The organism is Arthrobacter sp. K4-10C (assembly GCF_059090085.1).
The window spans coordinates 83784-98217 of record NZ_JBNHFI010000012.1 but is presented as its reverse complement, the minus strand read 5'-3'; the positions used below and the strand labels follow the sequence as shown (position 1 = coordinate 98217).

General features: G+C 61.8%; 11 protein-coding genes and 1 pseudogene. 5 read left to right on the top strand and 7 right to left on the bottom strand.

Annotated elements, in window-relative coordinates; genetic code table 11:
• The first annotated feature begins 337 nt into the window (after window positions 1–337).
• Entirely contained in the window at window positions 338–799 is a 462-nt protein-coding gene (locus AC5RUU_RS16965; protein WP_493976375.1) for an SRPBCC domain-containing protein, read from the top strand.
• A gap of 40 nt (window positions 800–839) precedes the next feature.
• Here AC5RUU_RS16965 and metH read toward each other — a convergent pair whose 3' ends face one another.
• On the bottom strand, window positions 840–4502 hold the full coding sequence (gene metH / locus AC5RUU_RS16960) for a methionine synthase (protein ID WP_493976374.1): 3663 nt from the start codon (window positions 4500–4502) through the stop codon (window positions 840–842).
• Between the two features lie 443 nt (window positions 4503–4945).
• A pseudogene (locus tag AC5RUU_RS16955) lies at window positions 4946–5239 on the bottom strand (DUF4193 family protein); the annotation flags it as partial.
• A 587-nt stretch (window positions 5240–5826) separates the two neighbouring features.
• Here AC5RUU_RS16955 and cspE point away from each other — a divergent pair.
• The 4 genes from cspE to AC5RUU_RS16935 all read left to right on the top strand — a co-directional run bounded on the left by cspE (window position 5827) and on the right by AC5RUU_RS16935 (window position 9711).
• Window positions 5827–6030 carry a transcription antiterminator/RNA stability regulator CspE gene (gene cspE / locus AC5RUU_RS16950; RefSeq protein WP_104046164.1) on the top strand — a complete coding sequence of 68 codons (204 nt, stop codon included), beginning with the start codon at window positions 5827–5829 and terminating at the stop codon, window positions 6028–6030.
• Window positions 6031–6867: 837 nt separating this feature from the next.
• Complete coding sequence (locus AC5RUU_RS16945) at window positions 6868–7929, top strand: nucleotidyltransferase family protein (protein ID WP_493976373.1); 1062 nt, start codon at window positions 6868–6870, stop codon at window positions 7927–7929.
• A 595-nt stretch (window positions 7930–8524) separates the two neighbouring features.
• Window positions 8525–9013, top strand: a complete 489-nt coding sequence (locus tag AC5RUU_RS16940; protein ID WP_493976372.1) for a hypothetical protein — start codon at window positions 8525–8527, stop codon at window positions 9011–9013.
• 131 nt (window positions 9014–9144) lie between these two features.
• Window positions 9145–9711 (top strand): recombinase family protein, encoded by a 567-nt coding sequence (locus AC5RUU_RS16935; protein WP_493976371.1) that lies wholly within the window; start codon window positions 9145–9147, stop codon window positions 9709–9711.
• A gap of 301 nt (window positions 9712–10012) precedes the next feature.
• On the opposite strand, the gene AC5RUU_RS16930 is transcribed toward AC5RUU_RS16935, so the two are convergent.
• The 5 genes from AC5RUU_RS16930 to AC5RUU_RS16910 all read right to left on the bottom strand — a co-directional run bounded on the left by AC5RUU_RS16930 (window position 10013) and on the right by AC5RUU_RS16910 (window position 14074).
• Window positions 10013–10444 (bottom strand): hypothetical protein, encoded by a 432-nt coding sequence (locus tag AC5RUU_RS16930; protein WP_493976370.1) that lies wholly within the window; start codon window positions 10442–10444, stop codon window positions 10013–10015.
• Between the two features lie 147 nt (window positions 10445–10591).
• Window positions 10592–11188: a TetR/AcrR family transcriptional regulator gene (locus tag AC5RUU_RS16925; RefSeq protein ID WP_493976369.1), complete on the bottom strand. Its 597-nt coding sequence runs from the start codon at window positions 11186–11188 to the stop codon at window positions 10592–10594.
• Window positions 11189–11394: 206 nt separating this feature from the next.
• On the bottom strand, window positions 11395–12003 hold the full coding sequence (locus tag AC5RUU_RS16920; protein ID WP_493976368.1) for a LysE/ArgO family amino acid transporter: 609 nt from the start codon (window positions 12001–12003) through the stop codon (window positions 11395–11397).
• Between the two features lie 432 nt (window positions 12004–12435).
• Window positions 12436–13554 (bottom strand): glycosyltransferase, encoded by a 1119-nt coding sequence (locus AC5RUU_RS16915; RefSeq protein WP_493976367.1) that lies wholly within the window; start codon window positions 13552–13554, stop codon window positions 12436–12438.
• A gap of 1 nt (window position 13555) precedes the next feature.
• Window positions 13556–14074, bottom strand: a complete 519-nt coding sequence (locus tag AC5RUU_RS16910; protein WP_493976366.1) for a TetR/AcrR family transcriptional regulator — start codon at window positions 14072–14074, stop codon at window positions 13556–13558.
• Window positions 14075–14434: the final 360 nt, after the last annotated feature.

Sequence of the window (14434 nt, the reverse complement as noted above, 5' to 3'; positions counted from 1 at the left end):
ATGTGCCGGTGCAGCTGGCTGTCTCTTACAAGTCGAGATGGGACCGACCTGCCGAAGGGCCATGAAATGCGGACAGCTTCCACCAGTCTGATCTCGATCCGTTCTGCTGTCGTCGCCACTGGAGTAATCTTCCTGTCCTCGATCGGGGTTGCACGGCCGCACCGGATCCGCCTGACCGGCAGTCCCCCGCAGAACAAGCCGCGACAGCGCCCGCCCCCGCCTCCGTTCAGGAGAAGTACACGGAGGATGTGGTTGCTCTTGAAGCCCCGTCGGCCCACATCAATATGAATTCGTTGCTGGGGGAATGGTCCAAGGACAAGCTGTAAACACCGGAGGTATGACGATGCAGACCCAACACTTCTCAATAATGATCAATGCGCCAAAGGAAAAAGTTTGGCATTCGATGCTTGACGATAAGACGTACCGCGAGTGGACATCGGCCTTCAGCGAAGGTTCCTACTTTGAAGGCGCCTGGGAAGAGGGCTCGAAGATGCTTTTCCTTGGACCTGATCCTGAAACTGGTGAAACTGGTGGCATGGTTAGCAGGATCGCCAAATGTCGACCCCTTGAATTTGTCTCCATTGAACACCTGGGAATCATCAACGATGGAGTCGAAGATACAACGAGCGACGAAGCCCGAAAATGGGCGCCAGCGTATGAAAATTACACGTTTACAGAAAAAGATGGCATGACTGAGCTCGTCGTTGACAGCGATACCGATGAAGAACAGGCGGCTGAGTTTGAAAAAATGTGGCAGGTTGGCTTGCAGCGACTAAAAGAGATTGCTGAGCGGACCTAATCGGGGACGAATAGGCTAAAGCTGATTGTTCCGCCACACCTCACACCTTGAAGTACTTCGCCTCCGGGTGGTGGAACACGAACGCGTCCGTGGACTGTTCGGGGTGCAGCATCAGCTCGTCGCTGAGGATCACGCCCATGCGCTCCGGCTTCAAGAGCTCCGTCACCTTGCGGCGGTCCTCCATGTCCGGGCACGCGGGGTAGCCGAGCGAGAACCGGGCACCACGGTAGTCCAGCTTGAAGTAGCCTGCCGTGTCCTTGGGCTCCTCGGCGGCGAAACCGAGTTCCTTGCGGATGCGGGCGTGCCAGAACTCGGCCAGCGCCTCGGTGAGCTGCATGACCAGGCCGTTGAGCTCGTAGTAGTCGCGGTAGTGGTTGCCGGCGAACATTTCGGCGGTGAACTCATCGATCTTCGAGCCGGCGGTGACCAGCTGCACGGGCAGCACGTCGATCTGCCCCGATTCACGGGACTTCACGAAGTCGGCCAGGCACAGGTGCCGGTCGCGGCGCTGGCGCGGGAAGTCGAAGCGCAGCCGGTCGGTGCCGATGGGGCCGCCTGAACCGCCGTCGGGGGCGAGCAGGCCCGCGGTGCCGAGGACGCCGTCGCGGTCTTCGCCGTGGTGCAGCACCACCACCTGTTCCCCCTCGGAAACGACGGGGAAGTAGCCGTAGGCGACGGACGCGTCGAGCATGCCCTCGGCGAGGATGCGGTCCAGCCAGTAGCGCAGCCGCGGCCGGCCCTCGCGTTCCACCAGTTCCTCGTAGGAGGCGCCGTCCTCGCCGCGGCCGGGCTTGAGGCCCCACTGGCCCATGAAGGTGGCGCGCTCGTCGAGGAACGCGGCGAAGTCGTGGAGTGCCACACCGCGCACAATGCGGGTACCCCAGAACGGCGGCGCGGGCACGGGGTTGTCGGCGGCGACGTCGGACCGGCCGGGCATGGCCTCCGGCTCAGTCACCGTGAACTTCGCGCCGCCCTTGTGGATGCGCTTCTTCAGCGGCGGCAGGCCGACGTCGTCCGGCGATTCGCCGCGGGCCACGCGAACCAGCGGTTCCATGAGGGAAAGGCCCTCGAAGGCGTCCTTGGCGTAGCGGACCGTTCCGTCAAACTGCTCCGCCAGGTCCTGCTCCACGTAGGCGCGGGTCAGGGCTGCCCCGCCCAGGATTACCGGCCACTTCTTGGCCAGGCCGCGGGACTGCAGCTCGGCGAGGTTTTCCTTCATCACCACGGTGGATTTCACGAGCAGCCCGGACATGCCGATGACGTCGGCGTCGTGTTCCTCCGCGGCGGCGATGATCTCGGCTATGCCCTGCTTGATGCCGATGTTGACCACTTTGTAGCCGTTGTTTGTGAGGATGATGTCCACCAGGTTCTTGCCGATATCGTGCACGTCGCCGCGCACGGTGGCGATCACCATGGTGCCCTTGCCGGAGGAATCCGACTTCTCCATGTGCGGCTCGAGCAGCGCGACGGCGTTCTTCATCACCTCGGCGGACTGGAGCACGAACGGCAGCTGCATCTCGCCGGCGCCGAAGCGCTCACCCACCACCTTCATGCCCTCGAGCAGGTGGTCGTTGATGATGCCGAGCGGGGTCATGCCCTCGCTGCGGGCCAGGTCCAAGTCCTCTTCGAGGCCCTTGCCTTCGCCGTCGATGATGCGGCGCTCCAGGCGTGCGCCGGTAGGCAGCGCGGCGAGTTCCGCCGCGCGCTGGTCCTTCAGTGCAGCGGTGTCGACGCCGGCGAACATGTCCAGCATGATGGCCAGGGGGTCGTAGGTGGTGTTGCCGTCAGCGTCGTATTCGCGGCGGTCCCAGACGAGATCCAGGGCCACCTTGCGCTGCTCGTCCGGCAGGGAGGCGAGCGGCACGATCTTGGCGGCGTCGATGATGCCGCTGGTCAGGCCAGCCTGCACGGCCTCGTGCAGGAACACGGAATTCAGGACGATGCGCGCTGCCGGGTTCAGACCGAAGGACACGTTGGAGACGCCGAGGGTGGTGTTGATGCCGGGGTACTTCGCGGTGATCTGGCGGATGGCTTCGATGGTTTCGATGCCGTCCCGGCGGGTCTCCTCCTGGCCGGTGGCGACCGGGAAAGTCAGGGCGTCCACGATGATGTCCTCGACGCGCATCCCCCATTCGCCCACCAGGGCGTCGACGAGGCGCGAGGCGATAGCCACCTTGCCCTCGGTGGTGCGGGCCTGGCCCTGTTCGTCGATGGTCAGGGCGATCACGGCGGTGCCGTGTTCCTTCACGAGCGGCATGATGCGCGCGAAGCGGCTGTCCGGGCCGTCGCCGTCCTCGTAGTTGACGGAGTTGACCACCGGGCGGCCGCCGATGAGTTCCAGGCCGGCCTGCAGCACGGGAGGCTCGGTGGAGTCGATGACCAGCGGAAGGGTGGAGGCCGACGCGAAGCGGGAGACGACTTCCTTGATGTCGGCGACGCCGTCGCGGCCCACGTAGTCAATGCAGACGTCCAGCAGGTGGGCGCCGACGCGGATCTGCTCGCGGGCGATGTCCACGCAGTCGTCCCAGCGCTCTTCGAGCATCGCCTGGCGGAACGCCTTCGAGCCGTTCGCGTTGGTGCGCTCACCGATGGCGAGGTAGGAGGCGTCCTGGTCGAAATTCACGTGCTGGTAGAGGGAGGCGACGCCGGCTTCGCGTTCGGTGGGGACGCGGGCGGGCTGTGTCTTGCCGTCCCCGGTGGCGACCGTGTTGGCGCCTTTGGCTGCGTTGCGGAAAGGCGCAAGGCGTTCGACGACGGCGGCCATGTGTTCCGGCGTCGTACCGCAGCAGCCGCCCACCAGGCCCAGGCCGAATTCGCGCACGAACTGCTCGTGCGCGGTGGCGAGTTCGGTGGGGGTGAGCGGGTAGTGCGCGCCGTTGGCGCCGAGGATGGGCAGGCCGGCGTTGGGCATGCAGGCGATGGCCACGGAGGACTGCTTGGAGAGGTGGCGCAGGTGCTCGCTCATCTCGTCCGGGCCGGTGGCGCAGTTCAGGCCGATGGCGTCGACGCCGAGCGGTTCGAGGGCGGTGAGTGCGGCGCCGATTTCGGAGCCCATCAGCATGGTTCCGGTGGTCTCGACGGTCACCTCGACGAAGATGGGGAGCCGAATGCCGCGGGACATGATGGCCTGCTTGCAGCCGTTGACCGCGGCCTTGGTCTGCAGGAGGTCCTGGCTGGTTTCGATGAGGAAGGCGTCCGCTCCCCCGTCGATGAGGCCCTCTGCCTGGAGGGCGAAGGTCTGCTTGAGGTAGTCGTAGCTGGTGTGGCCGAGGCTGGGGAGCTTGGTGCCCGGCCCCATTGAGCCGAGGACCCAGCGCATGCGGCCGTCTGTTTCTTCTGCCGCTTCAGCTCGCTCGCGGGCGATCTTGGCGCCCTTGAGGGCGAGTTCGGCGATCCGGTCGTCGATGCCGTAGTCGGAGAGGTTGGACCAGTTGGCGCCGAAGGTGTTGGTTTCCACGGCGTCGATGCCCGTGGCGAAGTAGGCGTCGTGGATGTCCGCGATGACGTCCGGGCGGGTGTCGTTGAGGATCTCGTTGCAGCCTTCGAGGTTCTGGAAGTCTGTTTCGAGTGACAGGTCCCGGCCCTGCAGCATGGTGCCCATCGCGCCGTCGGCAATGACGACGCGGTGGTTCACGGCGTCCAGAAGCTCCTGCGAACGGGCAGGACGGGGCACGGACTCAATATCAAGCGCAAAACGAGGCATCTAAACAGGTTACGGGCGACACGCCGAAACATTGCTTCGTATGTCAGTGTGCTACGACGCAGGCGGTCACGTGACGCTCCCCCACAACGATGCGCTCGAAGACAGTCTTACGTGGCCGGCCTTGGAGGATCGCCGATAATGAAGATTATGTAAAGCTAGTCAGTTGAAGCTTCAAGTAAACCGCTTTTCAGCTTATCATTCGCCGTCATTGCGGGCAGCCTGACTGAGAACCCGCAGACCCTGACGGAGCCTTCGGTGCAGGCCCTCGAATGCTCCTACCCAGGACCTTCGACAGGCCTGCAGGCGGGGCGGCACAAGGGCGTGAGCCGATTTGATGACATTCCGAGGAAGGCCGTGACCAGGCCGACGTTATGTCAAGCTAAGGCGGGGCCGGGCCGCAAGGGGTCTTCAATACGGAATTGGCGGGCGCAACAAAGGAGTTTCTAGCCTTCGCACTCGACGCAGTAGGAATGGCCGCTGCTCTCACGTGCCAGCTGGGACCGGTGCCGGACGAGGAAACAGGAATAGCAGGTGAACTCGTCGGCAGCCTGGGGAATCACCTGCACGATGAGCTCATCGGAGATGATTTCGCCGCCTGGTGTCAGTCCTTCATCGAGGGCATCAGCCTCGTCCAGCTCAGTGACTACGCTGCGGGCATCAGGGGCGTTCGCGGACTGCAAATCCTCCAAAGAACGGTCCTGAGATTCCTTGACGTCGGAACGGACTTCGTCATAGTCGGGCTGCCACTTAGGTCCTTCTTCCTTCTACCGTCTGTCTGATGCTTTTGTCGGACGAGACTCTAACGTACGCGGTTGCGCGGTTGTTCCTCAGAACGCATGCCAGCGATATCGAGGCGTCTAGTAAGCGCGTGGCAACGCTTCGCGCCGCCCGATCAATAAATTCGTCAAGACGAATCAGGTGCTACACGCCTCAGAAGCACGCTGGCGCTCAGCCTGGCGAAGCTCCGGTCAAATAGCGGTTGACCGGAGCTTCGATCCATTATGACTACGCAACCTGAGCAACCGCTGGGAGGCTGGCAACCCCAGGCCCACGACCGCCACTCCGGTGAGGCAACGACGCACTCACACCGGTGGTATCGCAACGGGGCGAGAGGCCCGTCGTGTCGCCTCGCGGAGGGCACACTGCGCGCCGGTTAGGTACTCGAAGTCAGGCTGCCGCAACCTCGCGTGGCAGTCCTCCGGGAGTCCAGCCTTCGGCCAATCTCTTGCCCGCCCCCACTGCTGCCACATAGGCTCATGGTGTGAGTGGCGGGGACGGCAGTCCGAAAAGCGGATCCGGCCCGCAACCCGTGAAGGAAACAAGCATGGCAACAGGTACAGTCAAGTGGTTCAACGCCGAAAAGGGCTTCGGTTTCATCGCCCCCGACGACGGAAGCGCTGACGTGTTCGCACACTTTTCGGCAATCGCATCCAGCGGTTACCGCTCCCTCGACGAGAACCAGAAGGTTCAGTTCGACGTCACCCAGGGTCCTAAGGGTCCGCAGGCGGAGAACATCCAGCCTCTCTAAAGCGGTTATCAAAAAGCTGACCGGCAGAAGCCGGTCAGCTTTTTTGTTGCCACAAATGCCCCTTGCCATAGACATGCCCAGCACGACCGCGATGAAGGCCCGCCGACGGAGCTGATCACGCAGTCGAAGATCTGGCGCTCTGACACTCCCCCAGTCCCCCAGTCCCGACATCGTTCACTGATAGCCGGCGTTATGTAAAGCTACGCCTGAGAGGGGCTCCCCGAAGGCTTCTGGCCACACCCTCGGATGGCCCTTCAGGAGCACGTACAGTGGTGATTCACGCGTGTCCGGGTGCGGCTTCAACCATGCCCCGGCGCTTGAAATTGGCGAAGCTCCAGTCAAATAGCGGTTGACCGGAGCTTCGGTCCATTATGTGCCGGCCAACCTGAGGATTCCCTGTGAGGCCGCACCGGGTCGGGGCTAAGCTGACGTCACGTGAATACCGAGGCTGGGAGCCCAACTACTCCGCTGTTGCAGCCTGGCATTGCTGACACTCGGGCAGGCAATTGCATTGCGCCAAGCCGAATAGCCTCCGGCTCCTGACGCCCGCTTCGGGCAGATACCTTTCCTTGGGTTCACGATTGACCCTTTTTGGCACATTCTTGAGCCAATTCTGCGGTGTCGTTGAGAATGGGTTGCAATACTAAATGTATTGAATCACAGTGATGTAACACAACATATTGTGCCGCGATGCACGATTACCTACACTATGTAGTAGCAGTAGCCACAGTGACGAGGCGGAACGGGGTTCGATGCCCCAACGAGCGTAACCATCGCTCGCGAGCTCTCGTCGCCGGAGGGAGTTCTTTGACCCCCACGGCGAGAAGGGTTCTTCCAGTGCTGACAGCCGAAGCAACGCAAACACTCGAAAACACCCTAAATGCGGCCAGAATCCGGATTCAGGTCTCCGACGAGGAACTGGCGGAGGCGAGGAAGCGTCGGGCCGCGCTAGCATCCGTCCTTCGCGCCGAGTTTCCTGGTTCGAGGACCTACGTCAACGGCAGCATCGCCCACGGAGATGCCTTAACTCCACTGACGGACGTCGATCTAGGCGTAGTTGTGCCAGACCCAGACAACTTGTACGGGCCTGGGCTAAAGGGCCCGAAGGACTTGAAGGCACGAGCAGCTGACGCCATCCGCTCGGGGTTGAAGGAGGCCTACGGCGACTTGGCCGTCGAAGTTGAGGGCCGAAAGCGGTCCATACTGGTCAGATTCCGAGATCCGGTCGCGGCGGGCCTGCCCGACTTCACTGCTGATGTCATCGTCGCGGTGGACAACAAGCGGGCAGGCGGGCTCTATATTCCCCGCCATGATGGCTGGGACAGGTCCCACCCCGAACGTCACACGCAGCTGATTCAGGATGCCAATGAAAGCTCCAAAGCTTCTTACGCGCGAGTCGTCCGACTCATCAAGCATTGGAACCGAACACACGATAAGCCGCTCTGCTCCTGGAACATCAAGGCTTTGGCACTTGCCTCCATACGCGATCCACTCGGGCTGATGGTGGGAATCCACGCGTGCCTGCAGTATGCAGTTGAGCAACTCGCCCAAGAAGAAACTCCAGACCCGGCAGGAGTCTCGTCCCACCCAATCCGGACAAATAAGCCGCGATCCGAGGTGGTCCGTTCTCTGCGGGGAGCGCTCGAAACCCTTGAGCTGGCCCTTGCACTTGAACGAGACGGCTATCTGATACTTGCACGGGACGAACTCGCAAAGCTCTTTAAGGACAAAGAGATGCTCCCACGCCCCAACCCAACGCTAGTACTTGAGGAGGAGGCCCGCCGGGTAGCGGCCATCAAAGCCAAGGACAGCAAAGCCTATGGGGCGCCCGCTTTGATGACTGGAACCGGGTCCGCAGCCAACCGCGACCGCATCAATGCCCGATCATGGCGTCCCTAGACTCCCTTCAGAAGAGCCGCACAGACATCTGCAGCGCGGAGTACCAACGGGATCTGCATCAAGACGGACACGTCCCAGCTTGGTACGGCACGTCAGCGGCCTGGAGAGTACCGTTTCAGCGGGACGCCAAACGTCGGTACGGCAATGCCTTAAGGGCGGAACTTGTGAAAGGTGCGCTGACGTTCCGTCATGAAGGTATAGAAATACGAGGAAGATCTTCGTCCGTGCCGGTGCTCATCAGGTTCGAGGCGCAACCAAGGTACAACACCTATGGACTGGAGCCCGAGGACTACCCGAGGGTCTTTGCAGACCCTGGCAAAGATTCTCCACACCGAATGCCCGACGGAAGCCTGTGCCTTTTCTACCCCGGTGATCCCAAGGAACGACGCTGGACAGCCGATCGAGGACTTCTGGCACTCTTGGATCTGTCTTCGGACCACTTGTACTTTGAAACCTACTGGCGCCACACCGGCGGAGCCGCTGGCGGTCAATGGCTCGGCCCGGAGGCCGCCCACGGGTTCACTAGAAGGTCTGCATGAGGGAGGTATCCAGTTCTCCACCGCCGTCCACCCAAGGAACTGCTGCTGGATGGGCCATGGAGTCCATTACCTGGGATGGAACAGCCACCCTGATCGCCGGCGTACTCGCCGCAGGCATAGCCATTTTGGGGTACAGCATTCAACAGAGGCTGGCGCGGCGCGAACGCATCGCCGGCATTTACAGCGAGGCGCTCCGAGCTGTGGAGGACTACCTCGAGGCCCCCTATCTTCTTCGCCGGCGCGACGGCTCAACTACTACCCGCACTGCGCTGACGATGCACATCAGCAGCATTCAATCGCGGATCGCCTACTATTCAGCCCTCATGCAGATTCATGCACCGAAGAAAGTGAGCTCGGCCTACGACAATCTGGTTAAGGCTGCACGTTCGGAAGCCGGCCCACAAATGACAACCGCCTGGAAAGCACGACCAACAAAGCGTGACCGCGATGTCCCCCTACCGGAGCCGTTCAGCAGAGCCAAGAGTGATGCCGAGCGGCAAAATTTCATCGCCCTGATTAGAGGGCGATGGCGGAGGCGTATTTAGCTTCGGGGTTGGCCGGATCGCTGCTAGATGAGGCCGGAAAGCAGGGGCGAGGATTGTCCTGCCCTCCAAAGTCTTGACTCACTCACGGGAAGGCCCTAGAACTCAATCTGACGTGAGGGTTGGAGGCAGGCGTGGCTGGTCAGCGGATTGGGTATGTGCGCGTGAGCACGCTGGACCAGAACGAGAAGCGCCAGCTCGAAGGCCAGGTTCTGGACCGGGTCTTCACGGAGAAGGCCTCCGGAAGGGACATCACGAGACCGCAGCTCACCGAGCTCCTGCGGTTTGCCCGAGATGGGGACACCGTTGTTGTGCATAGCATGGACAGGCTCGCCCGGAACCTTGATGACCTGCGTGCTCTGGTCCAGGGTCGCACCCGCAAAGGTGTGCGGGTGGAGTTCGTCAAAGAAAGCCTGGTCTTCACCGGCGAGGACTCCCCCTTGGCCAACCTCATGCTCTCCGTCATGGGTGCCTTTGCCGAATTCGAACGCTCCCTCATCCGGGAACGCCAAAGGGAAGGGATCGCCCTGGCCAAGCAGCGCGGCGCCTACAAAGGACGGAAAAAGACGCTCACCCCGGAACGGGCCGCCGAACTCGTTCAGCGCGCCGGCACCGGTGTTCCAAAAGCCCTCCTTGCCCGTGACTACGGGATCAGCCGGGAAACCGTCTACCAGTACCTGCGCCAGGCCAAGCTGGGGTAAGCCGCTCCCCTGCCTACGCCGTCGGCGTGCATTAGCCTGTTGCGGCCATAGCTTGACAGAAGATCCGTTATCGGCGTTTGAAAACGGGTGGGGGGAGTGCCTGCAAAAGGGCTGTTTCCGCCCGTAGTTCTTGGCGTTTTTCCCCCGGAGTACCGGGGGTCAGAACTGCTCAGCCAGCGCCCGGTTTACGGCGGGGGTGTCCAGGAAGGGCGGGTCAAAAGGCGGATCGGAACCGGTTATGCCGGCCATTATCCACGTCCGGGAATCCGGGCCTCGACGCCAGGCCAGATATGGGAGGCTGCTATATCGCGCTTGACTCTCCGCTGGAGCCTGAGGAGGTGTACCAGGCCCACACGCCGTCCTCGTTGATACGTCCTCTCATGGCACCGAACATCCAGGGAGTGATGCCGGTAGGATCACCGCCAGCCCTCAGAAACTCGGCACGCTTCTTACGGGCGGCTTTGAAATGCTGGGGCAGGTACAAACCCAGTCCAATGGCGCATCCGAGCACGAAAAATAGAATCGACAGGATGCCGTATGGGCGCCCGATGATCAGGTTGCTCAGGAAAACGTATCCAACCGTAAACCCAGCCCCACAGAAGAGCGTCCAAAAGACGGTCCAGTATCCAGACCAGAAGCGGAGGCTTTTGTTACTGGGTCGCTGGTTTGGATCGTTGTTGCGCTGCAGGCCAGCAGGCTTTCCCGTGGAACCCGAGTCGTTGGTCCTCTTCACAGGAGCATTCTAAGCGGGCGAGCAAAGACTGAAGAACCAGGAAGGTGCGTGGGCGGCGCGTGTTGAACCGCGACAGTACAGTGGGAGAGATAGCAGCGGGGTCAAGAGCTATCCCTGGCAGAGCCCCGGGTGACACCTCAGTCATTTCTAGGTCTCCTTGGGAAAGCGTGAAATACCCCGCCACGCCAGGCGGTAAACAAGCTCGCAGGCCGCGTCCAGGCTAAGGGCAGCGCTGCCTTGTTCAGCAGTGTCCTCTACCGAATAACGTGCGCTTGCTTGAGCCAAGCCCATCAAAGCCCTGCCCAGCAGTTCCGCTTCGACAAGCGGCAATTGAGCGTCCTCGCTGATGATTCGGGCGATAGCGCCGGCGAATCCCCTTCTGAATGCCTCCCGCCGCACGCGGACGTCAGGATCGTTGCTCAAACCGGATTCGAACGCGAGGCGATATGCACCATCGTCCCGGGCAATGTAGCCAAAATAAGCCCGGATGGTATCATGCACCCGTTCTTTATCGAGCTTCGTGGAACGGACGGACTCCTGCAATACATCGCCGAGTGCCCTGAGGTTAATGTCCAGCAGCTCGAGGTACAGCTCACGCTTGGATGGGAAGTACTCGTACAGAACCGGTTTGCTCACATAGGCCGCTTGGGCAATATCCTCCATGTTGGCACCCTGGTAACCACTGGCTACAAAAACTTCCTGGGCTGCCTGCAGAAGCTGCAGTCGCCGCTCATCGCGTGCCACTGTCTTCGGTGTCTGCTCAGCCGCTTGCGGGACTGTCGCACGCTTCACCCGTCTTCGGTCAACCAACAGGTACCCGCCTCCCTCCTGGACGCTCCACTGTACCCGGAGCGACTCAAGACCTGTCCCGCCTTGCGAGCCTGCGCCTTGTGGGTGCGGCTGTTGTCGCTTTTTGGGAATGGCTCATCCGTGTCACTGGCTGGCCCTCGTCACGCGGCAGATTGGTGCAGCATCAGATTTACTGTGAGGAGGATCATGACAACGCCGGTAGTCAGGTCGATGATTCGCCAGACGGTAGGCCTGGCCAGCAGATTGGACATTGCCCGGGCCCCGTAGCCGAGAGCGGGGAACCACAGCACGCTGCCCGCTAGTGCCCCGGCCGCAAAGGCCCACCGGTAGTCGGAGCCGTGCTGGTTAGCCAGTGCGCCGAGCAGCACCACTGTGTCGAGGTAGACGTGCGGGTTCAGGTAGGTCACGGCCAGAGTGGTGGTTACCACTGATCCCAGGGATCGCGGTGCCTCGGTCATTAGGGACGAAGGCTTCAGAGCGGCCGCGAAAGACCGCGCAGCCCACCAGGCAAGGTAAGCCGCGCCGGTCCACTTCAGCACGATCAATCCTGTGGGGAACCCCGCCACCGCCGCACCGACTCCTAAAGTACCCCCGAAAATCAGTACTGCGTCGCTGGCGACACAGAGCGTCACCACCACGCCCATGTGCTCGCGCCGAATTCCTTGGCGCAGCACGAAAGCGTTCTGTGCACCGATTGCCACAATCAAGGCGAGGCCGGTTATCAGCCCTGCACTCCAAATGCTCCACATGGTTGTTACCACCGCACTTCAGTGTTTTTTGCCTGAGTCGGGTACCGGGCTTGGTCCTGGCCGGGGGCTGGGCTCGGGGAGGCGATCCGTCCAGAGCGAGGAACCCGGTGAGGAGCTGTAATCCAAGACCCAACGGGATGTCTCCGCTTGATTGATCAGGACGAAGGTTGCGGTACCGCCGGCCAGGATGGACGCCATGACCAAGACCAGTGCGTTCTGGGATCGGGTACGTCTGGTCTTTCGGGGAAGTCCACGACGAATGGGTACTGCTGCCGAAAAGTTCAATTGCATTTCTGTTCCCCACGGTTACGTCCCGCGCGCAGGGGTGCGGGGGTCGGGGTAACGGTGGAACAGGTCTGCGCGCAGTTCGCGGTTGGGCCTGGAGGGGAAGCTGACGGCCGAAGTACGGCGCTTTTGTGGGTCGTCGTCGTCCTAGTTGAGGGCGCGGGGGTGCTCCAGTACGGCGAGCAGCCGGTCGGCGGCTACTGATGCTCCGGGCGTTTGCCGGAGCCGGGTACCGAGGGTGCGGGCGGACGTGGTGAAGCCTTCGGTGCCGGTGATGTCCTGGATCGCTCGCCGGATTGTTGCGGGCGATGCCTTCTTGCTGAGTTTGATTCCGGCTCCAGCATCGACAACGGCTTGCGAAACCATGGACTGGTCAATAAACGGATGCATGGGCATCAGCAGCATCGGGAGTCCGTGGATGAGTGCGTTCATGGTTGTCGAGTGGCCTCCGTGACCAACGACTGCGGTGACACGCGGCATGATCTGGGCATGCGGTGTGTACGCGAATACCTCAGCGTTGGGCGGGATGGGCAGCCGTGATGGATCTACTGCCGGACCCGTCGTCACGATTGCATTGAGGGGCAGGTCTTTTAATGCCTGGAGGATCCTCCGGTAGGCGTCCTCCTGTCCAGGGACCCCGAGGGTGCTTAAGCTGACCAGAACCGTCGGTTTTTCGGCGGTCCTACGAATCTCTTGTGCGGCCTGTTCGGTGACCCCGCACCAGACGCGGGTCTGGCTTGCGCGGTTCCCGGCCGGGTCCAGTTCCGGATCGCTCACTACCAATTCCAGTGAAGCCTCCGCCCATAGGGTGCGGGCATTGAGGCCTTTGACCCGGGCGAGCATTCCTATCGGTCCGTTCGCGAAGTTGCCGTCCCAGAACCGATAGAAGCTGTGGAACAGGACGGCGTAGACCTGTGCGTTTCTGTGCGCCGCCTGCAGGACGGACAGCAGCATGCAATCGATAATGACCAGGTCGGCCGGGTCAGCGTTGAGCAGATCAACAAGGTCCTGGCCGGGTCCCGCGTGGGTGCACATGGTCAGGAAGCCGGGGAGGTCCCGGTGCACCGGCCGGACCTCGGCCGGGTCCCAGTGGGGCATCCTCGCGAATGCGCTGAATTCGAAGCCGGCCGCAGTCAGCGCGGCACGCTGCCGTTCGTGACCGAGGAACCGGACCCTATGGCCGCGGGCGAGCAGATCCCGGCCAACTTCTATTGCTGGAGGAACGTTTCCGCCGGCGTCGATGGTCACGAACAGAAAGGTGGACATTTCAAGCTCCTTGCAGAATTGAGGTGACTAGCCGGAGCACGCGCGACTCCGCGTCCGTCCGGTCCAATTTCCGGTCCCGGCGCAACAGCTTCCAGGTATAGACATCGCAGGCGACTACGAGCAGGTCGAGAATTTCTCCTCTGCCGGGCTCAGCTGTGTCGGCAAGCAAGGGTGCGAAGGCGCGTTCCACCCAGTTCCGGTGGATGTTGCGGCCTTCGGAGGTGATTTTGGCCGCGCGGGGTTCCCAGCTTTCCTGACCCAGCAGCAGGAGGACCCCGTCACCGCGCAACTCGTAGTGGTCGAACAAATTCGTGATGGCTGCTGGGACGTCACCGGGGACAACCTCCCGCTCTGCGCGAACCCGGGCCGAGGCAAGTTCCTGGGTTGCGTCGAGCAAACCTTCCCGGGTCCCAAACTGACGCAGCACGGTCTGCACCGAAACACCCGAGCGGGCAGCTACCTCCGGCAATACAAGCGCTGACAGGGGCGCTTCATTTGCCAATGCGAGGACTGCTTCCATAATGCGTTCCCTAGTCTCGTGCACGCCCTGAGCCCTGGCCTTCAGTACGTATGGTCTGGTGCTTTTCATGGTAACTACAATTAACGCCAAAATAGGACTTCGTGTCAATGGAAACTAACACCAAATTGCTGTTTTCCGCGCACTTTGTCGGCAGCCTTCCCTAAGCACCGAGGCGTTGGGCAGGACGGAAGACGTCCTGGCCGAGTGCGGACCGGAAGGCGCTATGGTGGCCGGCTGGTTAGTCGGTGACCACACGGGGTCCGAAGGGATCGAGGGAAGGACTGCTGAAGACAGATGCCAGCGACGGCAAGGATCTATCTACTGTCCACCCGCGAGCATCCCAAATGCCGGCCGAATTTT

Coding starts and splice junctions, on each gene's coding strand:
- AC5RUU_RS16920 (WP_493976368.1), bottom strand. CDS start 12,003: ATGTGGAGCATTTGGAGTGCAGGGCTGATAACCGGCCTCGCCTTGATT.
- AC5RUU_RS16940 (WP_493976372.1), top strand. CDS start 8,525: ATGGAGTCCATTACCTGGGATGGAACAGCCACCCTGATCGCCGGCGTA.
- cspE (WP_104046164.1), top strand. CDS start 5,827: ATGGCAACAGGTACAGTCAAGTGGTTCAACGCCGAAAAGGGCTTCGGT.
- AC5RUU_RS16910 (WP_493976366.1), bottom strand. CDS start 14,074: ATGGAAGCAGTCCTCGCATTGGCAAATGAAGCGCCCCTGTCAGCGCTT.
- AC5RUU_RS16965 (WP_493976375.1), top strand. CDS start 338: ATGACGATGCAGACCCAACACTTCTCAATAATGATCAATGCGCCAAAG.
- metH (WP_493976374.1), bottom strand. CDS start 4,502: ATGCCTCGTTTTGCGCTTGATATTGAGTCCGTGCCCCGTCCTGCCCGT.
- AC5RUU_RS16915 (WP_493976367.1), bottom strand. CDS start 13,554: ATGTCCACCTTTCTGTTCGTGACCATCGACGCCGGCGGAAACGTTCCT.